At 64.0% G+C, this 14,260-nt stretch carries 15 protein-coding genes; 4 read left to right on the top strand and 11 right to left on the bottom strand.

Annotation, left to right across the window (positions count from 1 at the left end):
- Positions 1 to 4: 4 nt before the first annotated feature.
- Positions 5 to 1,195, top strand: coding sequence for a Na+/H+ antiporter NhaA (gene nhaA / locus LB535_RS04685; RefSeq protein WP_224631343.1), 1,191 nt, complete (start codon positions 5 to 7; stop codon positions 1,193 to 1,195).
- Here nhaA and LB535_RS04680 read toward each other — a convergent pair.
- From LB535_RS04680 to LB535_RS04660, 5 genes are all read right to left on the bottom strand, one after another.
- On the bottom strand, positions 1,192 to 2,226 hold the full coding sequence (locus LB535_RS04680) for an RNA polymerase subunit sigma-70 (RefSeq protein ID WP_224631342.1): 1,035 nt from the start codon (positions 2,224 to 2,226) through the stop codon (positions 1,192 to 1,194). The two genes, nhaA and LB535_RS04680, sit on opposite strands and share 4 nt — an antisense overlap.
- 42 nt (positions 2,227 to 2,268) lie before the next feature.
- Positions 2,269 to 3,015 carry an SDR family NAD(P)-dependent oxidoreductase gene (locus tag LB535_RS04675; RefSeq protein ID WP_224631341.1) on the bottom strand — a complete coding sequence of 249 codons (747 nt, stop codon included), beginning with the start codon at positions 3,013 to 3,015 and terminating at the stop codon, positions 2,269 to 2,271.
- A gap of 179 nt (positions 3,016 to 3,194) precedes the next feature.
- Positions 3,195 to 3,695 (bottom strand): MmcB family DNA repair protein, encoded by a 501-nt coding sequence (locus LB535_RS04670; protein WP_224631340.1) that lies wholly within the window; start codon positions 3,693 to 3,695, stop codon positions 3,195 to 3,197.
- A gap of 91 nt (positions 3,696 to 3,786) precedes the next feature.
- Positions 3,787 to 4,134, bottom strand: coding sequence for a hypothetical protein (locus LB535_RS04665; RefSeq protein ID WP_224527019.1), 348 nt, complete (start codon positions 4,132 to 4,134; stop codon positions 3,787 to 3,789).
- Positions 4,135 to 4,544: 410 nt separating this feature from the next.
- Positions 4,545 to 4,760, bottom strand: coding sequence for a hypothetical protein (locus LB535_RS04660; protein ID WP_224631339.1), 216 nt, complete (start codon positions 4,758 to 4,760; stop codon positions 4,545 to 4,547).
- A gap of 153 nt (positions 4,761 to 4,913) precedes the next feature.
- Between LB535_RS04660 and LB535_RS04655 the strand changes: the two genes are divergently transcribed.
- On the top strand, positions 4,914 to 5,384 hold the full coding sequence (locus LB535_RS04655; protein WP_224631338.1) for a nucleoside deaminase: 471 nt from the start codon (positions 4,914 to 4,916) through the stop codon (positions 5,382 to 5,384).
- A gap of 13 nt (positions 5,385 to 5,397) precedes the next feature.
- Here the strand turns inward: LB535_RS04655 and cueR are convergent, their stop codons facing one another.
- Positions 5,398 to 5,787, bottom strand: coding sequence for a Cu(I)-responsive transcriptional regulator (cueR, locus tag LB535_RS04650; RefSeq protein ID WP_224631337.1), 390 nt, complete (start codon positions 5,785 to 5,787; stop codon positions 5,398 to 5,400).
- A gap of 226 nt (positions 5,788 to 6,013) precedes the next feature.
- Between cueR and LB535_RS04645 the strand changes: the two genes are divergently transcribed.
- A complete protein-coding gene (locus LB535_RS04645; RefSeq protein WP_140802045.1) occupies positions 6,014 to 6,631 on the top strand; it encodes a L,D-transpeptidase in 618 nt (205 codons plus the stop codon).
- Positions 6,632 to 6,789: 158 nt separating this feature from the next.
- Here the strand turns inward: LB535_RS04645 and LB535_RS04640 are convergent, their stop codons facing one another.
- The 3 genes from LB535_RS04640 to trpS form a co-directional block, all read right to left on the bottom strand.
- A complete protein-coding gene (locus LB535_RS04640) occupies positions 6,790 to 7,359 on the bottom strand; it encodes a NifU family protein (RefSeq protein WP_095766114.1) in 570 nt (189 codons plus the stop codon).
- Positions 7,360 to 7,560: 201 nt separating this feature from the next.
- Positions 7,561 to 8,052 carry a universal stress protein gene (locus LB535_RS04635; RefSeq protein WP_095766113.1) on the bottom strand — a complete coding sequence of 164 codons (492 nt, stop codon included), beginning with the start codon at positions 8,050 to 8,052 and terminating at the stop codon, positions 7,561 to 7,563.
- 99 nt (positions 8,053 to 8,151) lie between these two features.
- Positions 8,152 to 9,219, bottom strand: a complete 1,068-nt coding sequence (gene trpS, locus LB535_RS04630; protein ID WP_140546775.1) for a tryptophan--tRNA ligase — start codon at positions 9,217 to 9,219, stop codon at positions 8,152 to 8,154.
- 308 nt (positions 9,220 to 9,527) lie between these two features.
- Between trpS and LB535_RS04625 the strand changes: the two genes are divergently transcribed.
- The gene (locus LB535_RS04625; protein ID WP_224631336.1) at positions 9,528 to 9,761 is read left to right on the top strand and encodes a type II toxin-antitoxin system VapB family antitoxin; all 234 of its coding nucleotides are present in this window, start codon (positions 9,528 to 9,530) and stop codon (positions 9,759 to 9,761) included.
- A 43-nt stretch (positions 9,762 to 9,804) separates the two neighbouring features.
- Here the strand turns inward: LB535_RS04625 and murJ are convergent, their stop codons facing one another.
- Both murJ and LB535_RS04615 read right to left on the bottom strand, forming a co-directional pair.
- Positions 9,805 to 11,415, bottom strand: a complete 1,611-nt coding sequence (gene murJ, locus LB535_RS04620) for a murein biosynthesis integral membrane protein MurJ (RefSeq protein WP_224631335.1) — start codon at positions 11,413 to 11,415, stop codon at positions 9,805 to 9,807.
- A 39-nt stretch (positions 11,416 to 11,454) separates the two neighbouring features.
- On the bottom strand, positions 11,455 to 14,256 hold the full coding sequence (locus LB535_RS04615; RefSeq protein ID WP_224527011.1) for a [protein-PII] uridylyltransferase: 2,802 nt from the start codon (positions 14,254 to 14,256) through the stop codon (positions 11,455 to 11,457).
- Between the last annotated feature and the right edge of the window lie 4 nt (positions 14,257 to 14,260).

The raw sequence follows: 14,260 nt of genomic DNA, 5'->3' as shown, positions 1-14,260 counted from the left end.
GACCATGCGAGATCAACGGCCGAAATCGATCCTGCGTGAATTCCTCGACGGCGAGGCCGCCGGCGGTATCATCCTGATGGTGGCCGCAGCCCTTGCGCTGATCGTCGCCAACTCGCCTTTGGCCGAAACTTATTTCGCCGCCCTGCACGCCTATCTCGGGCCGCTCAGCGTATCGCATTGGATCAATGACGGGCTGATGGCGGTGTTCTTCCTGCTGGTTGGGCTCGAGATCAAGCGCGAGATGCTGGACGGACAGCTCTCGACCTGGCCGCGCCGCGTGCTGCCCGGCATCGCCGCCGCCGGCGGCATGGCGGTGCCGGCGCTGGTCTATGTCTTGATCAACCGCGACAATGCGGCAGCGCTCTCCGGTTGGGCGATCCCCACCGCCACCGACATCGCCTTCGCGCTCGGCGTGCTTTCGCTGCTCGGCAGCCGCGTGCCCGCGTCGCTGAAGGTCTTCCTCACCGCTCTGGCCATCATCGACGATCTCGGCGCCGTCATCATCATCGCGCTGTTCTACACCAGCGGCCTGTCGCTCGCTTATCTGGCCGCCTCCTTAATCGTCATCGCCTTGCTCGTCGTGCTCAACCGCATGCAGGCCATGAAGCTGTGGCCGTATCTCCTGCTTGGCGTCGTCTTGTGGGTGCTGGTGCTGAAATCGGGCGTGCATGCCACGCTGGCCGGCGTCGCCCTGGCGCTCACCATCCCGCTGGAGCGTTCGCCCGGTATCGGCCACGAAACAGAACATTCGCCACTGCATAGGCTGGAACACGGCCTGCACAAGCTTGTGCCGTTTCTCGTCATCCCGATCTTCGGCTTCGCCAATGCCGGCGTCTCGCTCGGCGGCCTGAGCCTTGCAGCCCTTGTCGAGCCGCTGACGCTGGGCGTCGCCGCCGGCCTTGTGCTCGGCAAGCTGGTCGGCGTCTTCGGCTCGTCGGCGCTGGCGATCCGCTTCGGCCTCGCCGACCTGCCGACCAATGCCGGCTGGCTGCACATGCTGGGCATTTCGCTGCTTTGCGGCATCGGCTTCACCATGAGCCTGTTCATCGGCCTGCTTGCCTTCGCCGGCGACCCGGCGCTGCAGGACGCGGTGAAGGTCGGCATCCTCGCCGGCTCGCTGATTGCCGCCCTCTTGGGCGCCGCCATCCTGCTCATGGCGCCGGCGGGCGGCGGAGTGGAAGAAGATCTGAACTAACCGCGAGGTTCCGGCGGCAGGCCAAAGGCCGCGAACAGGGCAGGGCCGAGCGGCGGGACATAGATCGTCAGTGAGGCGATCTTGTCGCCGGCGGCTTCGAGGACATGCAGCGAATGCGGCTGCCACACGGAATCCTGGCGGCCGAGCGCGTAGACGCCCACGGCCGGCTGGGTGTTGGCGCCGATGGCCACCGCGCGATAGCCGGCAAAATTGCCCCAGACGCTGCCCAGGAAAGCGCCGATCGCCGGGCGTCCATGATACCATTCCCGCCATGGCGGCATGTGGTAGATGGCGTCCTCGCGCAGCAGCTCGACGAGTCCGTCGAGATTGTCGGCCTGCCAAGCCTGCATGTAGCGTTCGAGCAGCACGCCTTCGTTCGCGTTGGGCCGCGACCGCTGCGGCGGGCGCCCCTGCGGGTAGCGTTCGCCCAGCGTCGCGCGGGCCCGCTGCAAGGCGCTGTTGATCGAGGCGGTCGACCCGCCCAGCAATTGCGCGGTCTCGATGGCGGACCATCCGAGCACATCGCAAAGCAGCAAGGCCGCGCGCTGCCTCGGCGGCAACAGCTGGATTGCCGCCACGAAAGCCAGCCGCACCGCCTCGTGGGCCTCATAGCGCGCATCCGGACCGGGTCTGTCGTCGGCTATGTCGGGCAGCTCCGGGTCCGGATATGGCTCCAGCCAGGCGAGTTCGGCGGCGGGTCCGCCGGTCGCTTTTCCTGCGGAGGCCGGCCGCCCGGGCAGCTCGAGAATGCGCCGCGCCGACGAGCGCGCCTTGATGGCGTTGAGGCAGCTGTTGGTGGCGATCGAGTAGAGCCAACCGCGCGCCGAGCCGCGTCCGCCGAATTGCGCCCGCGCGCCCCACGCCTTTAGGAACGTCTCCTGGACGAGATCGTCCGCCTCGTTGAGCGAGCCCATCATCCGATAGCAATGGAGCTTCAGCGCGCGACGATGGGCGACGGTCAGGCGCTCGAAGGCCAGCCGGTCCAGGGCCGGCTGGCCTGGCCGCTCGATAGGGCCGGAAGCGTCAGTCATGGGAAGCCCGGGGAGCTGAATTCGGCCGCCATCCTGCGCGCCTCATGCCGCCGCCGCAAGGCCGCTGCCGCTTACGGTGAAGGAGCTGCCCTGCAGCTTGCCCGTCGCGAGCTGGATCACCGCCTGTCCGACATCGGCCGGCGTCTGCATGTCGCTCATGCTGGCCAGAAAGTCGGCCGGACGGATGCCCATATAGGCCGCGATACTTTCAATGCCGCGATCGCCGACCCCGGTGCCCGGCATGATGCGGGCCGGCGAAAGCGCCATGAAACGAAGCCCGAGGCCGAGCCGGTCCGATTCCTTCTGGCAATGGCCGGCCAAGAATATCTGCATGCGCTTGGCGCCGGCATAGCCGCCGGAATTCGGCGGGCCGCCGCTGATGGCGGCTCCGCTGGCGATCAGCAGCACACGGGCTCCGGGCTTGAGCCGACCCTTGAGCGCTTCCCGGCAAAACAGGAACGATGCCTTGACGTCCATCTCCCAGTTTGCCGAGAACACCTCCCAGCTTTGCTCCTGGATCGGCGCCGAAGGGGCGAGCGCGCCCGCGCAGACCACCAGCACGTCGGGTGCCAGCGCATCGAAAACCGCTTGCGGTGCGCCTTCCGCCGTCGCGTCCGTGCTAAGCGTTCTCAAGCCTGGGCGTTCCCAGGCGAGTTGCTTCAGATCGGCGGCGCCGCGGGCGACGGCAAGCACGGTCGCTCCCGCGCCAAGCGCTGCTTCCACGATCGAGCGGCCGACACCCCGGCTGCCTCCGACGACGACGACATTCTGATTTTGCAACGGTTTCATTTGATCACCTTTTTCCAGGCCGCCGGCCATCCGGACGCGCCTATAGGTGAAGACAATCGGGTTCAGCGGAAATCATCGGTGCGGGAAGAAAATTCTCGCTGGCCTGGCGCAGGGTTGGCCTGAGCTCGACCTGAGGTTGGAAGCCAGCGGTACGCACCGGCATCCACACACCGCGACGACTACTCGCTCTCGCCATCCAGCGCCGGCACGGCGACGCCGGCAAGCTCGGCCGCCAAGAGCCGCGCGGCGCCCGCGCGGGCAATCCGCAGCATCAGCGCCTTGCGCGTCGCTGCTGCCATGCGGTGTTCGGGCGCATCGCGCAGGATCTCCGCGCCATAGCCGTCGGAGAGGATGAAGCCGCATTCCTTGGGAAAGATGTCCTGTGGAACGCCGGGATGGGTGGCGAAGAAAAAGCGGTCGGAATGCAGCCGGTAGTCCGGCCATTTGCGGTCGACCCTGAAGTCCTCGATCGAGGATTTGATCTCGATGATCCAGATATCGCCCTGCCTGGTCAGCGCGACGAGATCGGCGCGCCGCCCGGTGGCCAAAGACAGCTCCGGCAGCACATGCGCGCCCATCTCGGTGAGCAGCCGCTGCACGCCGCGCCGCACCAGCATAGCGCGCTCCGACTGGCGGCCGTCGATCAACGGGTTAAGGGGAATCGGGGAAACGAGTGGCATGGGAGGCACCATGCCAGATTTTGTTCACGGTTTGAACCCCTGTCAGGCCGGCGATCATCTGGTTGACAAACCCACGCTCTGCGGTTGGTGGCTACCTGTCCGCAACGGGGCCGTTTGAGCCAGTTGCATTATTGGCGTTGCCAATTCTTCCCTCGTCTCTCTTGGCGTGGAAGAATTTCGTCTGCGCGCGTGACATTCTCTCATTGAAACTTCCTAAAAGATAGCCGCCGGGCAATACGCATATTATCCCAGTGAATACGTTATTTGGAAGGAATAGGAAAAGCATCGCCAAGCCTATACAAGTAATAGCAGTAATACCCATTACGGTGGCGACCGCATCTTGCCACATACGATCTATCGGAAGGTATTTCTCCATCCATGGCATCACCAGCGGGTTCTTATCCCAAAACTGGTCAATTCGGATGGGGTCTTGTGGCATGGCTCTAGACGATCCGCAGGCCACGACTGACCCGAGGCCACCATGGGCCCAGATGATAAGATAAGACCAATCACAAGCGCGGCACTATCGTGGCCCAGCCCCAAACCAGCGGTTGGCCCGCCGTTTGCTGCGGCCCGCTCGCGTTTTGGTCTGTGAAAAGCGGGTATGGCAGCGCCCACTGCATCAGGAATCGCTTAGGTTATGTTACCTTATTTCTCGCTAGCTCGGCCCCTGCCTTTTTTCGGCGGGCCGTGTCAAGCAGAACGCTTGCGTATCAGGGTTCTGATAGCGGGATAGACAACACTCATAACTATGGTGAGCGCTACGACGATTGCGATCTGCCAATGCCAGACATAATGGACGCGGACCGCCGCAAAGACAGCAGATGTCTACGGCGAGGCCCGCTACTGCTAGTCCCCCGCTCGAAATTCATCCGCCAGAAGCCTGGCCAGGTGGTCGCGGCTCAGGCTCAATGCCTCTTTCAGGAACCACAGGAAATTGCTCGGACCGTCGGTCGGCAGGCCGTTTTCTTCGGCCTGGGTGATGACCGCGCGCTGGCGCTCGATCCGCTGTTCGATCTCGCGGATGTGCTGCTCGACCCGTTCGATGTCGTCCTGGATAGCCATCCGGCAATCTCATTGTAGGTGATCGTCAAAATAGCACCAAACCAGAATGGGTGGAGCGCAAAGCCAAGTAGATGCTTGAGCCGTGGTTCATAGAAGATTAGCCTTGTTGGTCATGCCTCATGGCGGCAATCTCGCCATGAAAGGAATTTTCCCATGACCCGCGACCAGATGCTCGCCCACCTCCGGTCCGCCGATGCCGTCGCGCGCGAGGCGGCGGCACATGGGCATCATCCGTTCGGCTGCGTGCTGGTCGGGCCGGACGATCGCATTTTGATGCGGCAGGGCAATCTCGACACGGTGCGCCATGCCGAGACCGAGTTGGCCCGCCGCGCCGCAGCGGCCTATGAGCCGGAGTTCCTGTGGCAATGCACGCTGGTCTCGACCTTCGAACCATGCGCGATGTGCGCCGGCACGATGTATTGGGCGAATATCGGGCGTCTGGTCTACGGGGTCGAGGAAGCCAGCCTCCTGGCGCTCACCGGGGATCATGCGGAGAACCCGACCATGAACCTTACATCGCGCACCGTCTTCGCGTCCGGCCAAAAAAAGATCGAGGTGTTCGGCCCCTTTCCCGAAATCGCGGACGAGATGCTCGCCCCGCACCGCGATTTCTGGAAGCGCTGACAGGCCTCGGACCTCAGGCCGCGCCCGCCATGTCGTCCAGGATCGGACAGTCCGGCCGGTCGTCGCCGTGGCAGGCGTGGATCAGTGTCTGCAGCGTCGAGCGCATCGACTGCAATTCGCGTACCTTCTCCTCGATCGCTCTGACATGGGCGGCGGCGATCTCGCGCACGTCATGGCTGGCGCGGCCGCGGTCCTGATAGAGCGCCATCAGCTGCCTGCAATCGTCGATTGAGAAGCCGAGATTGCGCGCGCGGCGCAGGAAGGCGAGCCGGTGGATATCGTCACTGGAATAATCGCGATAGCCGTTCTCGGCCCGCGCCGGGCGGATCAGGCCGATCTCCTCATAGTAGCGGATGGTCTTGGCCGGCAGGCCGGAACGCTCCGCGGCATCACCGACATTCATGGCGCTCTCCTCGCATCGCAGGCGGCTCCCTGAGCCGCCCCATTGATTTTGCTTCATAATCCTGTAAGGCCTGTTGCGAAAATGCCGCAGTCGGGCACTTACCGGCGCGTAAGGCCTTGCATATAGGCAGTGCGCGCTTGGCAAGCAAAAGAAATGCCAGCATGAATGGTGGCAACAAAGCGGCCGACTCGTGCCGCTGGTATGAGGCGGGGCGTCGGACCTTTTCATGCGCTTGAAGTCATTTGCAATCCTCGCCGCTCTTGCGCTGTCGACCGCGATCAGCGGGTGCAGCACCATCGGTGGGCAAATGTTCACCAACAACTATGGCGCGATGACCGATGCCGGCTATCAGCTGCCGCGCATCCCGATCGAGAAGGTCCCCGCCAGGTACCACCGCCAGGAAGTGCGGTACGACTCGTCGGAGAAGCCGGGCACCATCATCGTCGATACGCAGAACAAGTTCCTCTATTTCATCGAGGGCGACGGCATGGCGATGCGCTACGGCATCGGCGTCGGCCGCGAGGGTTTTGAATGGCACGGCACAGCCCATATCGCGCTGAAGCGCGAATGGCCGACCTGGACGCCGCCCTCGCAGATGATCAAGCGCCAGCCCGAGCTCGCCAAGTTCGCCGGCGGCATGGAACCGGGCCTGAAGAACCCGCTCGGCGCGCGCGCCATGTATCTCTTCAACAAGGGCGGCGACATGGGCTACCGCCTGCATGGCAGCCCGGAATGGTTCTCGATCGGCAAGGCGATGTCGTCGGGCTGCATCCGGCTGATGAACCAGGACATTATCGATCTTTACGACCGCACGTCGGTCGGCGCCAAGGTCATCGTGATGTGATCACGAAGGCCGGAGCCAAAAGCTTTCGCAAGCGGACCGTCTAGGCAACAACAAGACGTCCAAAAACAGAAAACCGGGCTGTTGGGGCCCGGTTTTTTGTTTTTGCGATCTTGGATCGGAATTCGCTTCGCCGCACGACGCGGCCGGCCAGTGGGTTCTCAGGCGACCTGCTCGACCTGCTGCACTTCCGGAACAAAATGGCGAAGCAGGTTCTGGATGCCGTGCTTCAGCGTCGCCGTCGATGACGGGCAGCCGGCGCAGGCGCCCTTCATGTGCAGGAACACGGTGCCGTTCTCGAAGCCGCGGAAGGTGATGTCGCCGCCGTCCTGGGCGACGGCCGGGCGCACGCGCGTGTCGAGCAGTTCCTTGATGGTCAGCACCAGCTCTTCGTCGGCCTTGTCGTAGAATTCGCCGGTCTCGCCAGCTTCGCTCGCCGGAGCGGTCGCGGCCATGACCGGCGCGCCGGACATGAAATGCTCCATGATGGCGCCGAGGATCGCCGGCTTCAGGTGCTGCCAGTCCGGACCGTCCTTGGTCACGGTGATGAAATCATAGCCGAAGAAGACGCCGGTGACGCCCGGGATCTCAAACAGGCGGCCGGCCAGCGGCGAGGCCTCCGCCGCGGCTTCGGCGTTGCGGAAATCGGCTGTGCCTTCGCGCAGCACTTCCTTGCCCGGCAGGAATTTCAGCGTCGCCGGGTTCGGCGTCGATTCGGTCTGGATGAACATGGGTATCTCCAGGCCCTTCCCGGGCCGATAGTTTGGAATAATTCTAAATAGGCTCTATCGGCTGGACATTCAAGCGAAACGCGTCGCTGGAACGGCTGGCTGGCGGAATGTTTTTCGGCTTCTATCACGAATGTCGAGGTGGATCGAGATTCAGGTCAGGCGGCCATTTGCAGGCCGGCCTCACCTGAATATCGAAGCACCTCAAGCCAGGCTGTCGATCTCCTCGTCGGACAGGTTCTGCGGCACCACCGTGACCGGAATGGGAAAAGCCGCGCCGCGCCCGGCGACCGCGCTGACCAGCGGCCCTGGGCCTTCCTTGCCGGCGCCGGCGGCCAGCACAAGGATGGCGATGTCCTGGTCTTCCTCGATCAGCTTGTGGATTTCTTCCGTCGGCTTGCCTTCGCGCACCACCAGCTCCGGCTCGATCCCCGCATGCTGGCGCACCTTGTTGGCGTAGCCGTCGAGCGCCGCGCGGGCTGTCGCCGTGGCTTCCTCGCGCATGATCTTTTCCACACCCAGCCAGTGCTGGAAGTCGTCCGGCTCGATGACGTAGAGCAGCACCAGCACGCCGCTGGTGCTTTGCGCCCGCTTCGAGGCATAGGCGACGGCGCGCTCGCATTCGGGCGTGTCGTCGATGATCGCCAGGAACTTGCGGCGATGGCCGGCTTCGCGGCTGAGGCGTTTGGAGACCATGTCTATCTGCTCGGTATGGTTTCGGTCGCAATCTGCCACTGCCGCGAACCGGCGGCAAGCCGCCGGCCGGCGCGGCAATGGTCCGAGGAGGTCGCTGGATCAGTCCTGCAGAAGGCCGATAATGTCGCGCACGGTCTTCATCGTGCCCTCGGCGATTGCGCGGGCCCGGTCGCCGCCATCCTTGAGCACGGCGTCGACATAGGCGCGGTCGCCCTCGATGCGGCGCATCTCGGAAGCGATCGGCGCCAGCTTCTCCACGGCAAGATCGGCAAGCGCCGGCTTGAACACGGAAAACTGTTGCCCGCCATACTCCTTCAGCACCTCTTCCTTCGAGATTTCCGCGAGGCCGGCATAGATGCCGACGAGATTTTCCGCCTCGGGCCGGCTTTCCAGCCCATCGATCTCGCTCGGCAAGGCTTCGGGGTCGGTCTTGGCCTTGCGGATCTTCTTCGAGATGGTGTCGGCATCATCGGTAAGGTTGATGCGTGACAGGTCCGACGGGTCCGACTTCGACATCTTCTTCGAGCCGTCGCGCAGGCTCATGATGCGCGCCGCCGGGCCGCCGATCACCGGTTCAGTAATCGGAAAATAGCCGTTCACCGTCTCTTCGCCGACCTGCATTTCGACGCCGACGCCAAGGGCTGCGATCTTCTCGGAGAAGTCGTTGTTGAATTTCTGGGCGATGTCGCGGGTCAGCTCCAGATGCTGCTTCTGATCCTCGCCCACCGGCACATGGGTTGCGCGGTAGAGCAGGATGTCGGCGGCCATCAGGCTCGGATAGGCGAGCAGGCCGAGCGAGGCGTTCTCGCGGTCCTTGCCGGCCTTGTCCTTGAACTGCGTCATCCGGTACATCCAGCCGATGCGGGCCACGCAGTTGAGGATCCAGGCGAGCTCGGCGTGCTGCATGACCCGCGACTGGTTGAAGACGATGTGCTTCTTGGGGTCGATGCCGGAGGCCAGGAACGCCGCGGTGATCGAGCGCGTCTGGTCGCCCAGGTCCTGATACACGAGCTGCGCCGTCAGCGAGTGCAGGTCGACGACGCAATAGATGCAGTCGGACTGATCCTGGAGGGCGACAAATTTCTTGATGGCGCCGAGATAGTTGCCGAGATGCAGGTTTCCGGTCGGCTGGACGCCCGAAAAGACGAGTGGCTTGAAGGCGGACATGAATTCCTCATGGCTTGTGGAGGGCCGTCTAAGCATGATTCCAAAAAGTTGCAGACTTTTTGGAGCCAATCATGCGGCTGGAAACCGCGCGCGGCGAAAGTCTTGCGACGGCGCGCTTATGGACGAAGCACGGCATCCGATCAAGAGGCCAACCGGCGTTGGATTGCTCCCTAGCCAAGCCGGACTGATCCTGCGTAGCATGACGGACTCGCTTTAGACCTCGATCATGCTTTCGGAGCGCGGTTGGCTCTGGAGCGCGGGTGAGACAATTGCCAGACGGCGACGAAGCTGGCGCGGAGATATAGGGCATGGCCCTCAGCATCAAAAACAAGGAAGCGGATAGGCTGACGCGAGTCCTGGCAGCGATTGAGGGTGTCAGCCTCACCGAGGCGGTGATGATGGCGACGCGGGAGGCCTTGGAGCGCAGGCGCATCGGCGAGACGCCCTTGGAAACAGCTGCGCGGCTTAGGGCCGAGTTTGGAATAGAATTGAGCGAGCAAGCGCGCAAAGTGCTGCCGCGTTCAGTTTATGACCAGCTGTGAGGTGAAGTCCGATGTCTGTCGACAGCGCGGGTCGTCTTTCGGCTCACGGGTCTGGAGACTGTTCCGCAACCGGTGGCGGCGTCGGCTTGCCTGAGCCTCGCTTCACGTTCCGCCGGAGCATCCCGAAATCGGCGCCGCCGGTGCCGAAGGCGGCGATGAAATAGAACGCGGCGCCCCCGGCGACCAGCCCAAGCACCGTCGTCGCCTTTACCACGAGCGGCGAGCCAGGCCCAATCTGTGTGGCAAAGTGGCGCTCCGCGAAGTAAAGCGCCACAGCCATGATCACGGCGCAGAGCACCAGCCGGGGAATGCGTCGCAAGAGCGGCACGTCGCGGCCCCAATGCCCGCGCCTGATCAGCATGGCGAGCAGCATCAGCGCGTTGACCCAGCCGGCGACGGCCGAAGCAACCGCGATGCCCGGCGCGCCCATCGACGGGAACAGGCTCAGCGCCGTCGCGACATTCACGCCGACCGAGATGGCGGCAAAAACCATCGGCGTGCGCGTGTCCTCGCGGGCGAAATAGCCGGGCGTGAACGCCTTGATCAGAACGAAGGCGGGCAGGCCGAGGCCGAAGATCGCCAGAATCGAGGCGACGATCGGCGTCGAGTGGTTGGCGGCGAAGGCGCCGCGCTCATAGACCAGCCGCACGATCGGCTCGGACATCACCCAGAGCGCCGCGGCGGCGGGCAGCGTCATGAACAAGGTGAACTCGACCGAGCGGTTCTGCAAATTGGCTGCCTCGACCAAATTGCCCGATTTCAGCGCCCGCGACAGTTCCGGCAACAGCACAATGGCGACGGCCACACCGACGACGCCGAGCGGCAGCTGGTAGATGCGGTCGGCATAGGCGAGCGACGACACGGCGCTGTTCTGCGCCGAGGCGATCGCCGTGCCGATCAGCTGGTTGATCTGCGTGATGCCGCCGGTGATCGCCGCCGGCAGTGCCAGGATCAGCAGCCGCTTGACGTTGGGCGTCATCTTCGGCCGGCGGAAGCCGATCGAGATACCGGCATTACGCACCGCGATCCAGACGATGGCGAGTTGCACGATGCCTGCAGCCAGCACGCCCCAGGACAGGCCGAAACCGACATCATGCGCGTCCAGCCCGTGATACCAGGCATAGGCGAGCACGCCGATCAGGATGATATTGAGGAAGGCGGGCGCGATCGCCGCCGCGAAATAGCGGCGCAGCGAGTTCAGCATCCCGGCCATCATGGCGCCGAGCGACATGCATATGAGATACGGGAACATGATTGTCGCGAGCGTGACGGTCGTCTCGAACTTGCCTGGAATGTCGGCAAAGCCCGGCGCCACCAGGTAGCGCACGATCAGCGGCATCGCCAGTTCCATCGCGATGGTCAGCGCCAGAAGCGCGGAGAACAGCACGCCGAACACTTCCTCCGAGAAGCGCTTGGCGCCGTCGGTGCCATGCTGCTCGATCTCCTTGGCGAACAGCGGCACGAAAGCGGCGTTGAAGGCGCCCTCGGCGAACAGCCGGCGGAAGGTGTTGGGAAACTGGAAAGCGGCGTTGAAGGCGTCGGCGACCGGTCCGGTGCCGAGTGCTGCCGCCATCAGCATCTCGCGGCCGAAGCCCAGCGCACGGCTCATCAGCGTGCCGGAGGCGACGGTGGCGAATTTCTTGACTAGGCTCATGCTGGGAACGACTGCCAGAAAAATTGCGTCAAATGGATGTCACTCGGCCGCCGCCTTGGCCTTGCCGTTACGCTCGGACGAATTGCCTTCAAGCGTATCGATCAGCCGCTTGTGGATGGTGGCGGTGCGCGTCGGGCTGTCGATCTTCTGTCCGGTCAGGTCGGTGACGTAGAACGTGTCGATGACCTTCTCGCCGAACGTCGTGATATGCGCCGAGGCGATGTCGAGCGAAAGGTCGGAGAGCGTCCCGGTGATCTCGGACAGCAGGCCCGGCCGGTCCAGCCCCTCGACCTCGATCACCGAAAAACGGTTCGACAGCGTGTTGCGGATCTCGGCGCGCGGCGGAATCCGGAACGCCTTGGCGCCGCGCTTCGGCTTGGTGCGCTTCTCGATCATCTCGGGCAGCCAGCTCTTGCCCGAAAGCACGTCCTCGATCAGCCGGCCGACGCGCTCGGCGCGGCGGCGCTCGTCCTCGTCGCGGTCGAACTCCCTGGAGATCAGTATGGAATCCAGCGCGCGGCCGTCCGAGGTGGTGAAGATCTGCGCGTCGACGATGTTGCCGCCGGCCGCGGCACATGCCCCGGCAATGATCGAAAGCAGGCGCGGATGGTCCGGCGCCAGCACGGTGATCTCCGTCACCGCCTCGAACTCATGCGTCTTGACCATGGTGGCAAGCTTCTTGCCGGCTGCATCCGCCTCGCGGATGAATTCGGCATGGCGAAGCTGATCGGCAAGGTCAACCGCCAGAAGGTAATTCTCGTAGTGCTGCGCGACATAGCGCTTGCGCTCCTTCGCCGGCCAGGCAGACAGCGCCTCGGCCAGCCGCTCGCGCGCCGCGGCCGTGCGCTCGGCGCGCGAGACTTCCGAGAAGCCGCCCGTCAGGAGCAGTTCGGTCTCGTAATAGAGCGTGCGCAGCAACTGCCCCTTCCAGCCGTTCCACACGCCCGGCCCGACGCCCCTGATGTCGCAGACGGTGAGGATCAAAAGCAGCTTCAGCCGCTCGGCCGATTGCACGATCGAAGCAAAATCCTCGATCGTCTTGCGGTCGTTGAGGTCGCGCGTCTGCGCCGTCATCGACATCACAAGATGGTTCTCGACAAGCCAGGCGACGGTCTCGGTGTCGGCGGCCGACAGCCCCATATGCGGGCAGATGCGCCGCGCGATCCTGGCGCCGGCTTCCGAATGGTCTTCCGGCCGGCCCTTGGCGATGTCGTGCAGCAGCACCGCGACATAGAGCGCCTCACGGCTCTTTCTCAGGCCAGGCATCAGCGTGTGGGACAGCGGATGCACCTTCGCGCCGTCGCCGCGCTCGATCTCGGCCAGCACCCCGATGCAGCGGATCAGATGCTCGTCCACCGTATAGTGGTGGTACATCGAGAACTGCATCATGGCGACGATCTTGCCGAAGTCGGGGATCAGTCTGCCGAGCAGCCCCGCCTCGTTCATGCGCCTGAGATTGAGCTCGGCATTGCGGTCAGACGTCAGGATGTCGAGGAACAGCCGGTTGGCCTCCTCGTCGCGCCGGAGCGACTTGTTGACGAGCCCGAGCGAGCGGGTGAGCAGCTTCAGCGCGTCGGGGTGGAATTCCAGCCCATGCTTGTCGGCGAACCAGAAGAGCCTAAGCAGGTTGACCGGATCGCGCTCGAACACGCTGTCGTCGGCGATGTTGATGCGGTGATTGTCGACGATGAAGTCGGAGGTGCCGGCAAGCTTGCGCTTGCGCCGCTGGAAGGTGAGGAAGATGCGGTTGAAGCCCGGCACATGCTTGGCCTGCTCTTCCTCGAGCGCCGCACAGAAGATGCGGGTGAGGTCGCCGACATCCTTAGCGACGAGGAAATAGTGCTTCATGAAGCGCTCGACCGCCGACAGGCCGGGATGCGTCGTATAGCCCAGCCGCTCGGCGATCTCGCGCTGGATGTCGAAATGCAGCCGCTCTTCCGCCTTGCCGGTAAGGAAATGCATGTGGCAGCGCACCGCCCAGAGAAAATCCTCGGCCTTCTGGAATTCGCGATATTCGGCCTCGGTGAAGACGCCCTTCTCGACCAGTTCCTCGCCGGTGCGCACGCGGTAGAAATATTTGCCGATCCAGAACAGCGTCTGCAGGTCGCGCAGTCCGCCCTTGCCGTCCTTGACATTGGGCTCAACCAGATAGCGGCTTTCGCCGGCCTTGGCGTGGCGTTCGTCGCGCTCGGCGAGCTTGGCCTGCACATATTCCGGCCCGGTCGTGCGCACCACTTCGTGATCGAAACGGGTGAGCAGTTCTTCATAGAGCTTCTGCTCGCCCCACAGGAAGCGTGCCTCGAGGATCGACGTGCGGATGGTGATGTCGCCGCGCGACAGCCTGAGGCACTCGTCGATGTTGCGGGTGGCGTGGCCGACCTTCAGCCCCATGTCCCACAGCATGTAGAGCATGTATTCGACGATCTGCTCGCCCCATGGGGTCTGCTTGTAGGGCAGCAGGAAAAGCAGGTCGATGTCGGAACCCGGCGCCAGCGTGCCGCGGCCGTAGCCGCCGACGGCAACGACCGCCATGCGCTCGGCCGCGGACCGGTTCTTGACCCGATAGACATGGGTGGCGGCGAAATCATAGAGCGCCCGGATCAGTTCATCCATCAGATGCGACAGCCGCTCGGCGCAGGCATTGCCGCCGCCGTCCTGCTTGAGCATGGTCTCGGCGATCTTTCGCCCTTCGGCCATCCTGGCCTTGAGCAGTTGGAGGACGGCCGTGCGGGCAGCCGGTCCTGAACCGTCGCCGGCGCTCGCCGCCGTCAACGCGGTCAAGTCGCGGCGCAGCGCATCGCCATCGATGATTTCGTCGAGTTTCAGGGAGATCTTTGCCATTCGG

Origin of the sequence: Mesorhizobium sp. CA10 (genome assembly GCF_020165285.1) — a bacterium.
Taxonomy (GTDB): Bacteria; Pseudomonadota; Alphaproteobacteria; order Rhizobiales; family Rhizobiaceae; genus Mesorhizobium.
This window is presented reverse-complemented; position numbering and strand designations above follow the sequence as displayed.